The organism is Flavobacterium sp. UBA5153 (assembly GCA_002413745.1).
In the GTDB taxonomy this organism is placed as follows: Bacteria; Bacteroidota; Bacteroidia; order Flavobacteriales; family Flavobacteriaceae; genus Flavobacterium.
The window spans coordinates 56,168-70,879 of record DHXP01000035.1 but is presented as its reverse complement, the minus strand read 5'-3'; the positions used below and the strand labels follow the sequence as shown (position 1 = coordinate 70,879).

16 protein-coding genes are annotated in these 14,712 nt (G+C 36.4%); all 16 read left to right on the top strand.

All coding sequences use genetic code 11. The features are described 5' to 3' along the window. The first annotated feature begins 217 nt into the window (after window positions 1-217). The gene (locus tag B2145_RS07655) at window positions 218-1,342 is read left to right on the top strand and encodes an ATP-binding protein (RefSeq protein ID WP_291100496.1); all 1,125 of its coding nucleotides are present in this window, start codon (window positions 218-220) and stop codon (window positions 1,340-1,342) included. A gap of 107 nt (window positions 1,343-1,449) precedes the next feature. Then, a complete protein-coding gene (aspS, locus tag B2145_RS07650; protein ID WP_291100493.1) occupies window positions 1,450-3,201 on the top strand; it encodes an aspartate--tRNA ligase in 1,752 nt (583 codons plus the stop codon). A gap of 111 nt (window positions 3,202-3,312) precedes the next feature. Next, complete coding sequence (locus B2145_RS07645) at window positions 3,313-3,507, top strand: cold-shock protein (RefSeq protein WP_007137066.1); 195 nt, start codon at window positions 3,313-3,315, stop codon at window positions 3,505-3,507. A gap of 226 nt (window positions 3,508-3,733) precedes the next feature. Next, window positions 3,734-4,099, top strand: a complete 366-nt coding sequence (locus B2145_RS07640) for an NADH-quinone oxidoreductase subunit A (protein ID WP_291100491.1) — start codon at window positions 3,734-3,736, stop codon at window positions 4,097-4,099. Between the two features lie 169 nt (window positions 4,100-4,268). Next, a complete protein-coding gene (locus B2145_RS07635; RefSeq protein WP_291100488.1) occupies window positions 4,269-4,817 on the top strand; it encodes an NADH-quinone oxidoreductase subunit B in 549 nt (182 codons plus the stop codon). Window positions 4,818-4,821: 4 nt separating this feature from the next. After that, the gene (locus tag B2145_RS07630; RefSeq protein ID WP_291100485.1) at window positions 4,822-5,349 is read left to right on the top strand and encodes an NADH-quinone oxidoreductase subunit C; all 528 of its coding nucleotides are present in this window, start codon (window positions 4,822-4,824) and stop codon (window positions 5,347-5,349) included. Window positions 5,350-5,366: 17 nt separating this feature from the next. Next, window positions 5,367-6,605: an NADH-quinone oxidoreductase subunit D gene (locus B2145_RS07625; protein ID WP_291100482.1), complete on the top strand. Its 1,239-nt coding sequence runs from the start codon at window positions 5,367-5,369 to the stop codon at window positions 6,603-6,605. 3 nt (window positions 6,606-6,608) lie between these two features. Then, window positions 6,609-7,139 (top strand): complex I 24 kDa subunit family protein, encoded by a 531-nt coding sequence (gene nuoE / locus B2145_RS07620; RefSeq protein WP_291100479.1) that lies wholly within the window; start codon window positions 6,609-6,611, stop codon window positions 7,137-7,139. 1 nt (window position 7,140) lies between these two features. After that, a complete protein-coding gene (nuoF, locus tag B2145_RS07615) occupies window positions 7,141-8,508 on the top strand; it encodes an NADH-quinone oxidoreductase subunit NuoF (protein WP_291100477.1) in 1,368 nt (455 codons plus the stop codon). An 18-nt stretch (window positions 8,509-8,526) separates the two neighbouring features. Then, on the top strand, window positions 8,527-9,576 hold the full coding sequence (locus tag B2145_RS07610) for a 2Fe-2S iron-sulfur cluster-binding protein (RefSeq protein ID WP_291100475.1): 1,050 nt from the start codon (window positions 8,527-8,529) through the stop codon (window positions 9,574-9,576). Then, on the top strand, window positions 9,569-10,621 hold the full coding sequence (gene nuoH, locus B2145_RS07605; RefSeq protein WP_291100473.1) for an NADH-quinone oxidoreductase subunit NuoH: 1,053 nt from the start codon (window positions 9,569-9,571) through the stop codon (window positions 10,619-10,621). The genes B2145_RS07610 and nuoH overlap by 8 nt, the downstream gene beginning before the upstream one ends. Window positions 10,622-10,842: 221 nt before the next feature. Beyond that, window positions 10,843-11,367: an ORF6N domain-containing protein gene (locus B2145_RS07600; protein ID WP_291100470.1), complete on the top strand. Its 525-nt coding sequence runs from the start codon at window positions 10,843-10,845 to the stop codon at window positions 11,365-11,367. A 69-nt stretch (window positions 11,368-11,436) separates the two neighbouring features. Then, complete coding sequence (locus tag B2145_RS07595; RefSeq protein ID WP_291100467.1) at window positions 11,437-11,982, top strand: NuoI/complex I 23 kDa subunit family protein; 546 nt, start codon at window positions 11,437-11,439, stop codon at window positions 11,980-11,982. Further along, the gene (locus B2145_RS07590) at window positions 11,982-12,494 is read left to right on the top strand and encodes an NADH-quinone oxidoreductase subunit J (RefSeq protein ID WP_291100465.1); all 513 of its coding nucleotides are present in this window, start codon (window positions 11,982-11,984) and stop codon (window positions 12,492-12,494) included. The genes B2145_RS07595 and B2145_RS07590 overlap by 1 nt, the downstream gene beginning before the upstream one ends. 1 nt (window position 12,495) lies before the next feature. Beyond that, entirely contained in the window at window positions 12,496-12,816 is a 321-nt protein-coding gene (nuoK, locus tag B2145_RS07585; protein WP_291100462.1) for an NADH-quinone oxidoreductase subunit NuoK, read from the top strand. A gap of 6 nt (window positions 12,817-12,822) precedes the next feature. Then, window positions 12,823-14,712, top strand: a complete 1,890-nt coding sequence (gene nuoL, locus B2145_RS07580) for an NADH-quinone oxidoreductase subunit L (RefSeq protein WP_291100459.1) — start codon at window positions 12,823-12,825, stop codon at window positions 14,710-14,712.

Here is a 14,712-nt window from a genome sequence, read left to right as displayed (position 1 = left end):
ATTAATCGAATTCAGGTTATTAATCTTCATTAAAAAAATAGTTAACGAACAATTTTGCTCCCAATTTATAAACTAAACCACGATAAAAACATAATCATTTTGGAATAAAATCCAAAAAAACCATAATTATTTTGGAATCAAATCCAATAAAACCATAATAATTTTGGAATATACCAAAATTTAATTACTTTTGTTTTCTCACAAAATACATCTTTGTATGATAAGAAGAGAACAAACAGACTACGCTAAAGCACGATTATTCAAAGGAAAAGCACTGCTGGTTTTTGGCCCAAGACAAGTGGGAAAAACTACTTTTGTCCAGAATTTAATTGCCGACTTAAACAAAAAAACACTTTTCTTAAACGGAGATGAGTCTGATGTGCTTGTCTTATTTGAAAATCCAAATGTTACCAAACTAATAAACATCATTGGAGATAACGAAATTCTTGTCATTGATGAAGCGCAACGCATTACAAACATTGGTATTGTTCTTAAAATTATTGTTGACCAAATTAAATCGGTGCAAGTTATTGCCACAGGTTCCTCTAGTTTTGAATTAGCAAACAAATTGAACGAACCATTAACAGGAAGAAAATATGAAATGTATTTATTCCCAATCGCATTTTCGGAAATGGTTGCCCACAATGGCTTGTTAGAAGAAAAAAGAGCATTAGAACAACGGCTTATCTACGGAAGTTATCCAGAAATAATTACAAACCCAATAGACGCCAAAGAACATATAAAATTGATAGCCAACAGTTATTTGTATAAAGATTTGTTTCTTTTAGAGCAAATATCAAAACCGGTTTTGCTTCAGAAAATCGTGAAAGCATTGGCACTTCAAGTGGGTAGCGAGGTCAATTATAATGAATTGGGCAAACTCATTCAAATAGACAACAAAACCGTTGAAAAATACATAGACCTTCTCGAAAAGGCATTCGTGGTTTTTAAACTTCCGGCTTTATCAAACAACGTTAGGAATGAAATAAAAAAAGGAAAAAAAATCTATTTTTATGACAATGGAATAATCAATGCGGTTACAGGAAATTTCAATCCTTTGGCTCAAAGAACCGATATTGGCAGTTTGTGGGAAAACTATATAATAAGTGAACGCATAAAACACTTGAATATTCGACAAAATGAAGCAAACTCCTATTTTTGGAGAACAACACAACAACAGGAGATCGATTATATTGAAAAAAATGAGAACCAAATTTTAGCTTGTGAAATTAAATGGAACGTTAAAGCCAAATATAAAATTCCAGCAACATTTTCTACAAATTATACCAATGTAATAGCAAAAATAGTTACGCCTGATACTTACGAAGAGTTCTTATTGTAATTTAATCAAAACCTGCAAACGTCAATTTGCCCATTTTTTCAATCTTTCAAATTTCATAATTCATATATTCATAATTAGTCCTAAATTTGCAATCTAAAATTACTACAATGTATAGAAGTCATAACTGTGGCGAATTGAACGCCTCACACATCAATAAAGAAGTTACGCTCGCGGGCTGGGTTCAAAAATCGCGCGATAAAGGTTTTATGAATTGGGTCGATTTACGCGACCGTTACGGAGTTACCCAATTGATTTTCGACGAAAGTCGCAGCCAAAAAGACGTTTTTGAACTGGCCAAAACTTTGGGTCGTGAATTCGTGATCCAAGCCAAAGGAACCGTTATTGAGCGTGAAGCCAAGAACGCAAATATGCCAACCGGCGATATCGAAATATTGGTTACCGAAATGAAAATATTGAATGCTTCCCTGACTCCTCCTTTCACGATTGAAGACGAAACGGATGGTGGTGAAGACATCAGGATGAAATACCGTTACCTTGACATTCGTCGTAATCCGGTAAAAAACAACTTACTTTTTCGTCATAAAGTGGCGATGGAAGTTCGAAAATACCTTTCGGATTTAGATTTTTGCGAAGTGGAAACGCCTTATTTAATCAAGTCCACTCCCGAAGGCGCGAGAGATTTTGTCGTTCCTTCGAGAATGAACGAAGGACAATTTTATGCTTTGCCACAATCCCCACAAACTTTCAAACAATTGTTGATGGTGGGCGGAATGGACAAGTATTTCCAAATCGTGAAATGTTTCCGTGACGAAGATTTACGTGCTGACCGTCAACCAGAGTTCACGCAAATCGATTGCGAAATGGCATTTGTGGAACAAGAAGATATTTTGAATGTTTTCGAAGGATTGACCCGTCATTTACTTTCAGCAATAAAAGGAATCGAAGTAGAAAAATTCCCAAGAATTACCTACGATTACGCTATGAAAACGTATGGAAATGACAAACCAGATATTCGTTTCGGAATGGAATTTGGCGAGTTGAACGAGGTAGCACAAAACAGAGAATTCGTGGTTTTCAACGCTGCTGAATTGGTCGTGGGAATTGCTGCTCCTGGAGCAAGCGAATATACCCGAAAAGAAATCGATGGTTTGATTGATTGGATCAAACGCCCACAAATTGGCGCCAGCGGAATGGTTTATGTAAAATGCAACGAAGATGGAACTTTCAAATCATCGGTAGACAAGTTTTATGACCAAGAAGATTTAAAAAATTGGGCGAAAGTTACAGGTGCAAAAGCCGGCGATATGATTTTTGTGCTTTCCGGTCCAGCCGATAAAACCAGAACACAACTTTCTGCTTTAAGAATGGAATTAGCCAATCGTTTGGGATTGAGAAAACCAACGGAATTTGCTCCGCTTTGGGTTGTTGATTTTCCATTATTGGAATTTGAAGAAGAAACAGGTCGTTATCACGCGATGCACCATCCGTTTACTTCGCCAAAACCAGAAGATATGCACTTATTGGAAACCAATCCAAAAGCAGTTCGTGCCAATGCTTATGATATGGTTTTAAACGGAAATGAAATTGGCGGAGGTTCAATCCGTATTCACGATAAAGCCACACAACAATTGATGTTTAAATATCTAGGATTTACGCCAGAACAAGCTGAAGATCAATTTGGTTTTCTAATGAATGCGTTTCAATATGGCGCGCCACCACATGGTGGTTTGGCTTTTGGATTGGATAGATTGGTGGCAATACTGGGTGGTCAGGAAACCATACGTGACTTTATAGCTTTTCCAAAAAACAACTCTGGTAGAGACGTCATGATTGATGCACCATCGATTATTGATGAATCACAATTAAATGAGCTTCATATTAAATTAGATATAATTTAGGGAGCGAAAAGACTGTAAATCAATAATTTTACAAAAAATAAACAGGTTCTTGTCTTTCGTATGATATTAAATATTACATTTGCCTCATTATAAATTATTATTACTATTACAATGCGTACAGGTACAGTTAAATTTTTCAATGAATCTAAAGGTTACGGATTTATTACAGACGAAGAAACAGGAAAAGACATTTTTGTTCATGCATCAGGAATCAACGCGGAAGAACTTCGTGAAGGTGACAGAGTTAGCTATGAAGAAGAAGAAGGAAGAAAAGGAAAAGTTGCTGCGAAAGTAGCAGTTATCTAAGTAAAAAATTTTTGCTTACGAATGTTTAAAAGCGTTTCGATTCATTTCGAAGCGCTTTTTTTGTTTTTTAATGGTAGCTGTTATCTGTAAAATCAAAAGAAACGAAACTTATTTATAATTAGAATTAATTTTATTTTTCTTTAAACTAAATTCCGTTTTAAACTTGTGTTTTAAATCCCTGAAACCTATCTTTGCGGCTCTATTTTAGAGTAAAACAATAATCATTATGCAATCAAGTCAATTAGATTTTATTCCAATACTAATGCAATTGCTCTTAGCCGTTGTCTTTGTTGTGGGTATAATAATAATTTCAGGAAAATTAGGCCCTAAAAGATCCTCTGCAATCAAAGACGAAAACTTCGAATGTGGTATTGAATCTATAGGAAATGCACGTATTCCTTTCTCGGTAAAATATTTTCTCGTTGCGATTCTTTTTGTGTTGTTTGATGTCGAGGTAATATTTCTTTATCCTTGGGCAATCAACTTCAAGGAATTGGGAATAGAAGGAATGGTGAAAATGGTAATTTTTATGCTTTTGCTGTTGGTGGGATTTTTCTACATCATCAAAAAGAAAGCTTTGGAATGGGAATAAAGAAATTTTAGATTTTAGATTTTAGATTTTAGATTTAGAACATAAATTTAGAATTTTAGATTTAGAACATAAATTTCTCAAATTAAGATATTGATTTTTTTTAAAAATTGACTTCACTTTTTAAGATTCACAAGAATCTGAAATCTGAAATCTGAAATCTAAAATTAAAATGAGTGATTCGAATATAACAATGGTTGCCCCTCCAGAAGGTGTTGTTGGTGAAGGTTTCTTCGCAACAAAACTGAATGACGTTGTGGGACTAGCTCGCGCCAATTCACTTTGGCCATTGCCTTTTGCAACTTCTTGTTGCGGAATTGAATTTATGGCAACTATGGCTTCGCATTATGATTTGGCAAGATTCGGGATGGAACGGGTGAGTTTTTCTCCTCGTCAGGCCGATATGCTTTTGGTTATGGGAACCATTTCAAAAAAAATGGGACCAATTTTACGCCAAGTATACGAACAAATGGCAGAACCAAGATGGGTAATTGCCGTTGGGGCTTGCGCTTCATCAGGTGGGGTTTTTGACACCTATTCTGTTTTACAAGGGATTGACAAAGTAATTCCGGTTGACGTTTATGTTCCTGGTTGTCCGCCAAGACCAGAACAAATCGTTGATGGCGTAATGCAATTGCAGGAATTGGTAAGAAACGAATCCGTAAGAAGACGAAGTTCTCCAGAATATCAGGAATTATTGGCATCTTATAATATCAAATAAGGAAATGACTTTAGAAACAACACAAATTCAAGATAAATTAGTGGAAACATTTGGCGAAAGTGTCTTCCATTTCAATCAAGAAAAAGATATATTCTCGTTAGAAGTTGCAGCCGATAAAATTACCGCCGTAATTCTTTTCCTAAAAAATGATCCAACATTGCGTTTTCATTTCCTGACTGATTTATGCGGCGTTCATTATCCAGATAATGGGATCGAGAGACAATTTGCCGTTGTTTACCATTTGCATAATTGGTACGAAAACAAACGCATAAAAATCAAGGTTTTCATCAACGGCTCAACCCCAGAAATAAAATCAGTTTCCAATATTTTTCTTTGCTCCAATTGGATGGAAAGAGAAACTTATGATTTTTACGGAATTAATTTCATTGGTCATCCACAGTTGAAACGTATTTTGAATATGGATGAAATGATATCTTTTCCAATGCGAAAAGAATTCCCGTTGGAAGATGGAGGAAGAACAGACAAAGATGATCGTTTCTTTGGAAGAACGCCTCAAATAGATAAAAAATAAATAATTCAACATTATAAATGTCAGAACTATTATTACCACCAGAGCATCGATATGCTAAAATAATTAAAGAGCGACATAATGAAGATGGAAGCGAGCTTTCGATTCTAAATTTAGGTCCTACGCATCCTGCGACCCACGGTATTTTTCAAAATGTCTTGTTAATGGATGGCGAAAAAATTCTCGAAGCAGAACCAACTATTGGTTACATTCACAGAGCTTTCGAAAAAATTGCCGAAAACCGTCCTTTTTACCAAATCACGCCACTTACTGACCGAATGAATTATTGTTCATCGCCTATCAACAATATGGGATGGTGGATGACTTTGGAAAAATTGTTGGATATTGAAGTTCCAAAAAGAGCCCAATATTTAAGAGTTATCGTGATGGAATTGGCCAGAATTACAGACCATTTAATTTGTAATTCAATCCTTGGCGTTGATACCGGAGCGTATACCGGTTTCTTGTACGTTTTTCAGTTTAGAGAGAAAGTTTATGAAATCTACGAAGAAATTTGTGGTGCTCGTTTGACAACGAATATGGGAAGAATGGGTGGTTTCGAAAGAGATTGGTCACCGGAAGCATTCCGCAAATTAGACATATTCTTAAGAGATTTCCCTATTGCTTGGAAAGAATTTGAAAACTTGTTCGAGAGAAATAGAATTTTTATTGATAGAACAGTAAATGTAGGTCCAATTTCTGCCGAAAAAGCCATGGCTTATGGATTTACAGGTCCAAATTTACGTGCCGCAGGAGTTGATTATGACGTTCGCGTGGCGCACCCTTACTCCTCTTACGAAGATTTTGATTTCATAGTTCCTGTTGGAAAATCAGGCGACACTTACGACCGTTTTTGCGTTCGTAATGCTGAAGTTTGGGAAAGCTTGAGCATCATTCGTCAAGCATTGGCAAAAATGCCGGAAGGAAACGAATTTCACGCTGATGTTCCTGAATATTATTTACCTCCAAAAGAAGATGTTTACCACGATATGGAAAGCTTGATTTACCATTTCAAGATTGTAATGGGTGAAATTCCTGTTCCAGTTGCAGAGATATATCATTCAGTGGAAGGCGGAAACGGAGAACTAGGTTTTTATTTGGTAACCGACGGTAGCAGAACTCCTTACAGATTGCACTTTCGCAGACCTTGTTTTATTTATTACCAAGCTTATCCCGAAATGATAAAAGGCGCAATGCTCTCGGATGCGATTGTTATTTTGTCAAGTTTAAATGTTATTGCCGGAGAATTAGACGCATAAATTATGGAACGTACACATTACAAACAAGAAATAAACATAACTGAAACATTGATGAACCGCATCAATGAATTAATCAGTCATTATCCAGAAGACCATAGAAAATCGGCATTGTTGCCAGTTTTACACGAAGTTCAGGATGCCCACGACAACTGGTTGAGTTTTGAACTGATGGACAAAGTAGCCGAAATACTTCTGATAAAACCCATCGAAGTATATGAAGTGGTTTCTTTTTACACGATGTTCAACCAAAAACCTATCGGGAAATATATGTTCGAATTTTGCAGAACTTCCCCTTGTTGCTTGAATGGTGCCGAAGATTTAATGGATTACACTAGTGAAAAATTGGGCATAAAAATGGGCGAAACCACTGCTGACGGGATGTTTACCATTGCTGGAGTTGAATGTTTGGGCGCTTGTGGTTATGCTCCAATGATGCAATTGGGTGATTTTTATAAAGAAAAATTAACCAAGGAAAAAGTAGATCAGATAATTGCTGATTGTAGAGATAACAAAATTACGTTACACGATAAATAATATGTCACAAAAAATATTATTAGACAAAGTAAATATTCCTGGAATTAAAACCTATGAAGTGTATCGCCAAAACGGTGGTTATGCTTCTGTGGAAAAAGCCTTGAAAACACTAACACCTGACGAAATTGTCGAAGAAGTGAAAACTTCTGGATTAAGAGGTCGTGGTGGCGCAGGTTTTCCTGCTGGAATGAAATGGAGTTTCATTGACAAAAAATCAGGAAAACCAAGACATTTAGTTTGCAATGCCGACGAATCAGAACCGGGAACTTTCAAGGATAGATATTTGATGGAGCACATTCCTCATTTATTGATTGAAGGAATGATTACTTCCAGTTTCGCTTTGGGTGCAAACCTATCCTACATTTACATTCGTGGAGAATATATGTGGGTTTATAAAATCCTGGAAAGAGCCATCAACGAAGCAAAAGCAGCGGGTTGGTTGGGAAAAAATATATTGGGAACAGGATACGACTTGGAAGTATATGTTCATTGTGGTGCCGGAGCCTACATTTGTGGCGAAGAAACTGCGTTAATCGAATCATTGGAAGGAAAAAGAGGAAATCCTCGTATCAAGCCACCATTTCCGGCAGTTTCGGGACTTTGGGCAAACCCAACGGTGGTGAATAATGTCGAAACTATTTCTGCCGTGCCTTGGATTGTGAACAATTCAGGTGCCGAATATGCAAAAATTGGTTTAGGAAGATCAACCGGAACCAAATTAATTTCGGCTTCCGGACACATCAAAAATCCAGGCGTTTATGAAATAGAAATGGGATTGAGCGTTTATGAATTTATGAATTCCGATGAATATTTGGGCGGAATGAGTTCTGACAGACCATTGAAAGCTTTAATTCCTGGAGGATCTTCAGTTCCCGTTTTACCGGCTCACTTAATTTACAAAACAGCCAATGGCGACGACCGTTTGATGTCTTACGAAAGTTTGAGTGACGGTGGTTTTGCAACAGGCTCGATGTTAGGTTCAGGAGGGTTTATTGTTTACAACGACACTTCTTGTATCGTACGAAATACTTGGAATTTCTCGAGATTTTACCACCACGAAAGTTGCGGCCAATGTTCGCCTTGCCGAGAGGGAACAGGTTGGATGGAAAAAGTATTGCATAGAATTGAAAACGGTCACGGTCGTGAAGAAGATATCGATTTGCTTTTGAGCATTCAAAGCAAAATAGAAGGAAACACCATTTGTCCTTTGGGTGATGCAGCAGCTTGGCCAGTGGCAGCGGCGATTCGTCACTTTAGAGAAGAATTTGAATATCATATCCGTTTCCCGGAAAAAATAAAAAATAGAGACCATTTTGTTGCTGAACCTTTTGAACAAGTGAAGCATTTAGTTTCTAAATTAACAGTATAAAGACAAGAATTTACTACAATGAAAGTAACCATAGACGGTCAAGCGATTGAGGTAGAACCAGGAACAACCATCCTGCAAGCAGCCAGAATGATTGGTGGAGAAGTAGTTCCGCCAGCAATGTGCTATCATTCTAAACTAAAGGGAAGTGGCGGAAAATGCCGCGCTTGTTTGGTCGAAGTTGCCAAAGGAAGTGAAGCAGACCCAAGACCAATGCCAAAATTAATGGCTTCTTGCGTAACGGGTTGCCAAGACGGAATGGAAGTGAACAGCAAGTCCTCTCCAAGAGTGCAAGAAGCAAGAAAATCGGTGACGGAATTCTTGTTGATTAATCACCCTTTAGATTGTCCTATTTGCGATCAGGCAGGGGAATGTGATTTGCAGAATTTAAGCTATGAACACGGAAAATCAGAAAGCCGTTATATAGAAGAAAAAAGAACTTTCGAACCAGAAGATATTGGCCCGAATATTCAGTTACATATGAATCGTTGTATTCTTTGCTATCGTTGCGTGATGGTTGCCGACCAAATTACGGACAACCGAGTTCACGGAGTGATGGACCGAGGCGATCATTCGAATATTTCGACTTGTGTTTCGCATGCCATTGACAACGAGTTTTCGGGAAATATGATTGATGTTTGCCCAGTTGGTGCTTTGACTGACAAAACTTTCAGATTCAAATCGAGAGTTTGGTTCGACAAGCCATATAACGCACACAGAGATTGTCCAACCTGTTCCGGAAAAACTACGGTTTGGATGTTTGGCGACGAAATTCAAAGAGTTACCGGCAGAAAAGACGAATTCCACGAAATTGAAGAATTCATTTGCAACGGATGTCGTTTTGACCATAAAGATGTGAAAGACTGGGTTATTGAAGGACCAAGAGAATTTGAAAAAGATTCGGTTATCAATCAAAACAAACACTTCGGAAAACTAGAAAAAGTAGTGATTAATACTGAAGAAAATATCCTTTTAGGAAGAGAAGTAGACAGAAAAAAAATAAGTATGGCTGCGATTGATTACGATGAAAAAATAGACGGTAACCCATTAAATTCCAATAAAAATGGATAGTACATTTATTATAGAAAAAAGTGTTGTCATCGTTGTGGTTTTTGCCGTAACAATGGTAATGGCGATGTATTCTACATGGGCGGAAAGAAAAGTGGCCGCTTTTCTTCAAGATAGAATTGGACCCAACAGAGCAGGACCATTTGGATTGTTCCAACCTCTTGCCGATGGATTGAAATTGTTTGCTAAAGAAGAATTTTCTCCCAATACTCCCAATAAATTTTTATTTCTTGTAGGACCCGGAATTGCAATGGGAACTGCTTTGATGACCAGTGCCGTAATTCCTTGGGGTGACAGATTTCACCTTTTCGGTCGAGATATTTTATTGCAAGCAACTGATATTAATGTGGCCGTTTTATACATTTTCGGAGTAGTTTCAGTTGGAGTTTACGGAATTATGATTGGAGGATGGGCTTCAAATAATAAATTCTCATTGCTTGGAGCCATTCGAGCTGCATCTCAAATGGTTTCTTATGAAGTCGCCATGGGATTATCCGTGATTGCTTTATTAATGATGACGGGAACTTTGAGTTTGAGAGAAATATCGGCGCAACAATCCGGAATGAATTGGAACGTTTTTTACCAACCACTATCGTTTTTGATATTCTTGATTTGTGCCTTTGCAGAAACGAACAGAACGCCTTTTGATTTAGCGGAATGTGAATCCGAATTAATTGGTGGTTATCATACCGAATATTCTTCAATGAAAATGGGTTTTTACTTATTTGCTGAATATGCCAATATGTTTATTTCATCAACAATCTTAGCGGTTTTATTCTTTGGAGGATATAATTATCCTGGAATGAGTTGGGCTGTTGAAAATTGGGGAGTGAATATTGCCAATGTCATAGGAATAGTTGCTTTGTTTGTGAAACTGTGTGGCTTTATTTTCTTTTATATGTGGGTTCGCTGGACTATTCCAAGATTTAGATATGACCAATTGATGCATTTGGGTTGGAGAATTTTAATCCCGCTTTCAATTTTTAATATCATAATCACAGGGATTGTTCTTTTGAGAGTAGAAATAATGGCTTATTTAGGGTTTTAAGGAGTCGAATTGGCACCTTAAATAGTTAGTATAAGACGAATTTGAAATCTTGAGGTGCCAAATTGGCTTCTCAAGAGTTAAAAATAAAAAATGATGTGGTCACAATTTGTGACCACCTAATGAAATTTTAGCTAATAAACCTGTTAAGATTCTATAAATGAGCGAATTGAGGTGGTCACAATCTGTGACCACCTCAAGAAATAAAAACAGAATTACAATATATGAGCGAAGAATTAATTATTACAGAAGAATTTATAATGAGCAAAATCTTGCTTATTAGAGATCAAAAGGTAATGGTTGATTCTGATTTGGCAACACTTTACAGTGTTACAACTAAACAATTGAACCAACAAGTCAAAAGAAATATAAAACGGTTTCCGACTAATTTTATGTTTCAGTTGACAGAAATTGAAAAAGAACAAGTGGTCGCAAATTGCGACCACCTCAAAAAATTAAAATTTTCTTCTACATTGCCTTATGTTTTTACAGAACACGGAACAATGATGTTAGGAAATGTATTAAGTTCGGACAGAGCAATTGAATTCAGTATTAAAATTGTTGAAGCTTTTATTAAAATGCGAGAATTTCTAACCAATAATTTAAGTGTTAAATTAGAAATCGAGGAAATAAAAAAGAAATTAATTAATCACGATAAAAATATTGAATTAGTCTTTTCTTATTTAGATGAAATGATGGAAAAGCAAGATAATAAAGTTGAAAGAATTAAAATTGGTTATAAAAAATAATTACAAAATAAGAAAATCAGGTTTTTAATCGGGAGTTCCTGAATCTAAAATCTAAAATCTAAAATTTAAATGTCAATACAAGAAATATCACTTTCCGGAAGAAAAAAGGTAGTCTCTAACAAGGAGATGACTTTTCTCGAACGAATGTATCTTATAGCCATATTCAAAGGCTTATGGATTACAATCAAACACTTTTTTAGAAAAAAAGCCACGATTCAATTTCCAGAACAGGTTCGTACAATGAGCCCTGTTTATCGCGGTCAACATATGTTAAAACGGGATGAATTAGGTCGTGAAAACTGTACTGCTTGCGGTTTGTGTGCTTTATCTTGCCCTGCAGAAGCCATCACGATGAAGGCGGCAGAACGCAAAGCCGACGAGAAACATTTGTACCGTGAAGAAAAATATGCGGAGATTTATGAAATCAATATGTTACGTTGCATCTTCTGTGGATTATGTGAGGAAGCTTGCCCGAAAGACGCCATTTATTTGACCATTTCCAAGGAATTAGTTCCTGCAAGTTACCATAGGGAAGATTTTATTTATGGTAAAGATAAATTGGTTATGCCTTTAGATATCGCAATGAAAAACACTCAACCAAAAAACGCCAACTAATGTCAACTATACTAATTTTATTTTGTGTTTTGTCAGTTGTAACCATAGTTACCGCTTTTTTGACAATATATAGCAGAAATCCAATACACAGCGCCATCTATCTAGTGATTTGTTTTTTCTCGATTGCTGGTCATTATTTGTTGTTAAATGCACAGTTTCTGGCAATAGTTCACGTGATTGTCTATTCAGGAGCCATTATGATTTTGTTCCTATTTACCATAATGTTGATGAATTTGAATAAGGAAAACGAAGTGCATAAGCCCAGAGTTACAAGATTGGGAGCTATCGTTTTGTTCTGTTTAATGTGTCTGATCTTAATAGCCATTTTCATAAACTCTAAACCAATTGTAGGCGAATACATAACAACTGGCGAGGATTACCAATCTATAAAAGTATTGGGTAAAGTGCTGTTAAACGAATATATGGTGCCTTTTGAATTTGCCTCCATATTACTATTGGTAGCCATGATCGGAGCCGTTTTATTGTCTAAAAAAGAAAAAACCAAGAATTAACATGGATAATATTTTAAATCAAATTGGTATCGAAAACTATATATTCCTGAGCGTAATACTTTTTTGTATTGGGGTTTTCGGAGTGCTGTACAGACGAAATGCCATCATCGTATTTATGTCAATCGAAATAATGTTGAATGCCGTCAATCTTTTGTTTGTCGCGTTTTCGACTTATCATCAAGATGCGCAAGGGCAAGTTTTTGTGTTTTTCTCCATGGCTGTTGCTGCGGCAGAAGTTGCCGTTGGATTGGCAATTTTGGTTTCAGTATTCAGGAATTTGGGTACGATTGACGTAGGGAATTTAAAAAATTTAAAAGGATAATTTTCAATGGATACAAATTTAATTTTAGTCTTATTACTTTCTCCTTTTTTAGGATTTTTGTTTAATGTTTTCCTGGGCAAAAAAGCGGGTAAAAGCATTGTGGGAATTGTGGGAACACTTTCCGTGGTGGTTTCGTTTGCGGTTACAATTTATTTTTTCCTGCAAATAAACCAAACAAAACAAGCCATTGAAATCAATTTGTTCGAATGGATTTCGATACAAAAATTCAAAATCAGTTTCGGCTTTCTTTTAGACCAATTATCACTGATTTGGTTGTTGTTTGTAACGGGAATTGGAGCGTTGATACATTTGTACTCCATCAGTTATATGCACGATGACGAGAAAATGCATTCCTTTTTTGCTTATTTGAATCTGTTCATATTCTTTATGATTACCTTGGTAATCGGAAGCAATTTACTGGTAATGTTCATTGGTTGGGAAGGTGTTGGACTTTGCTCCTATTTATTGATTGGGTTTTGGTACAAAAACCAAGATTTTAATGATGCCGCCAAAAAAGCCTTCATTATGAACAGAATTGGTGATTTAGGTTTTCTTATCGGAATCTTCATTATTGGTTCAATGTTCAATACATTAGATTTTACAAGTTTAAAAACTATAATTGCTTCTGCAAGTGACACCAATGATTTTTGGGTTGCTGCCGCTGCTTTAGCCTTGTTCATTGGAGCATCTGGAAAATCGGCACAAATTCCTTTGTATACTTGGTTGCCTGATGCGATGGCTGGACCAACGCCAGTTTCGGCATTAATCCACGCAGCGACGATGGTTACAGCAGGAATTTTTATGATTACACGATTGAATTTCTTGTTTGATATCGCTCCAAGTGTCCAGAATATCATTGCCGTTATTGGAGCTGTAACTTCTTTAGTTGCCGCAACAATCGCATTGACACAAACAGACATCAAAAAAGTATTGGCTTATTCTACGGTTTCCCAATTGGGATTAATGTTCCTAGCTTTAGGTTTGGGAGCTTATCAAGTAGCCGTTTTTCACGTAATCACGCACGCTTTCTTCAAAGCTTGTTTGTTCTTGGGTTCAGGATCTGTAATTCACGGTTTGAATGGCGAACAAGACATGCGAAAAATGGGCGGCTTGAAAAAAGCAATGCCCATCACTTTTATAACGATGCTGATTGCCTCATTGGCCATTTCTGGAATTTTCCCGTTGGCAGGATTTTGGTCAAAAGACGAAATTTTGATGACTGCTTTTCACCAAAACCCGACATTATGGGTAATTGGTTCGGTAGCATCAATAATGACGGCTTTTTATATGTTTAGATTAATGTACTTGACATTTTTCAAAACCTTTAGAGGAACGTCAGCACAAGAGCACCATTTACACGAAAGTCCAAGTTTAATTACTTTCCCTTTAATCATTTTGGCGATTTTATCTTTCTTTGGTGGAATTATCAGTTTACCAGGAAATAGCTGGTTAAACGACTATTTATCGCCACTATTTTCAAAAGTTGCTCACGAAGAACATTCATTGGGAACTACCGAATATACCTTGATGGCAATAGCCACGATTGGTGCTATAGCTGGAATAGTATATGCTCGTATGAAATATATCAAAAACAGTTTAATTCCGAGCGAAGATTCAGAAATCACTGGTTTAACCAAAGTTTTATACAACAAATATTATGTTGACGAAGCTTACGATGCAATTTTTGTAAAACCTGTAAATTTCTTGTCCAGTTTCTTTAGGGATTCTGTTGAAACGACTTTATCGGCAATGGTTTTTGGATTAGGAAAAGTGACCAACGAATTGGCTTTCCAAGGAAAAAAATTACACAACGGAAGTATTGGTCTCTATCTTTTCGCTTTTGTTATAGGAGTTTGCGCCATATTAACCTATTTCTACTATCAAAATAATTTTTAA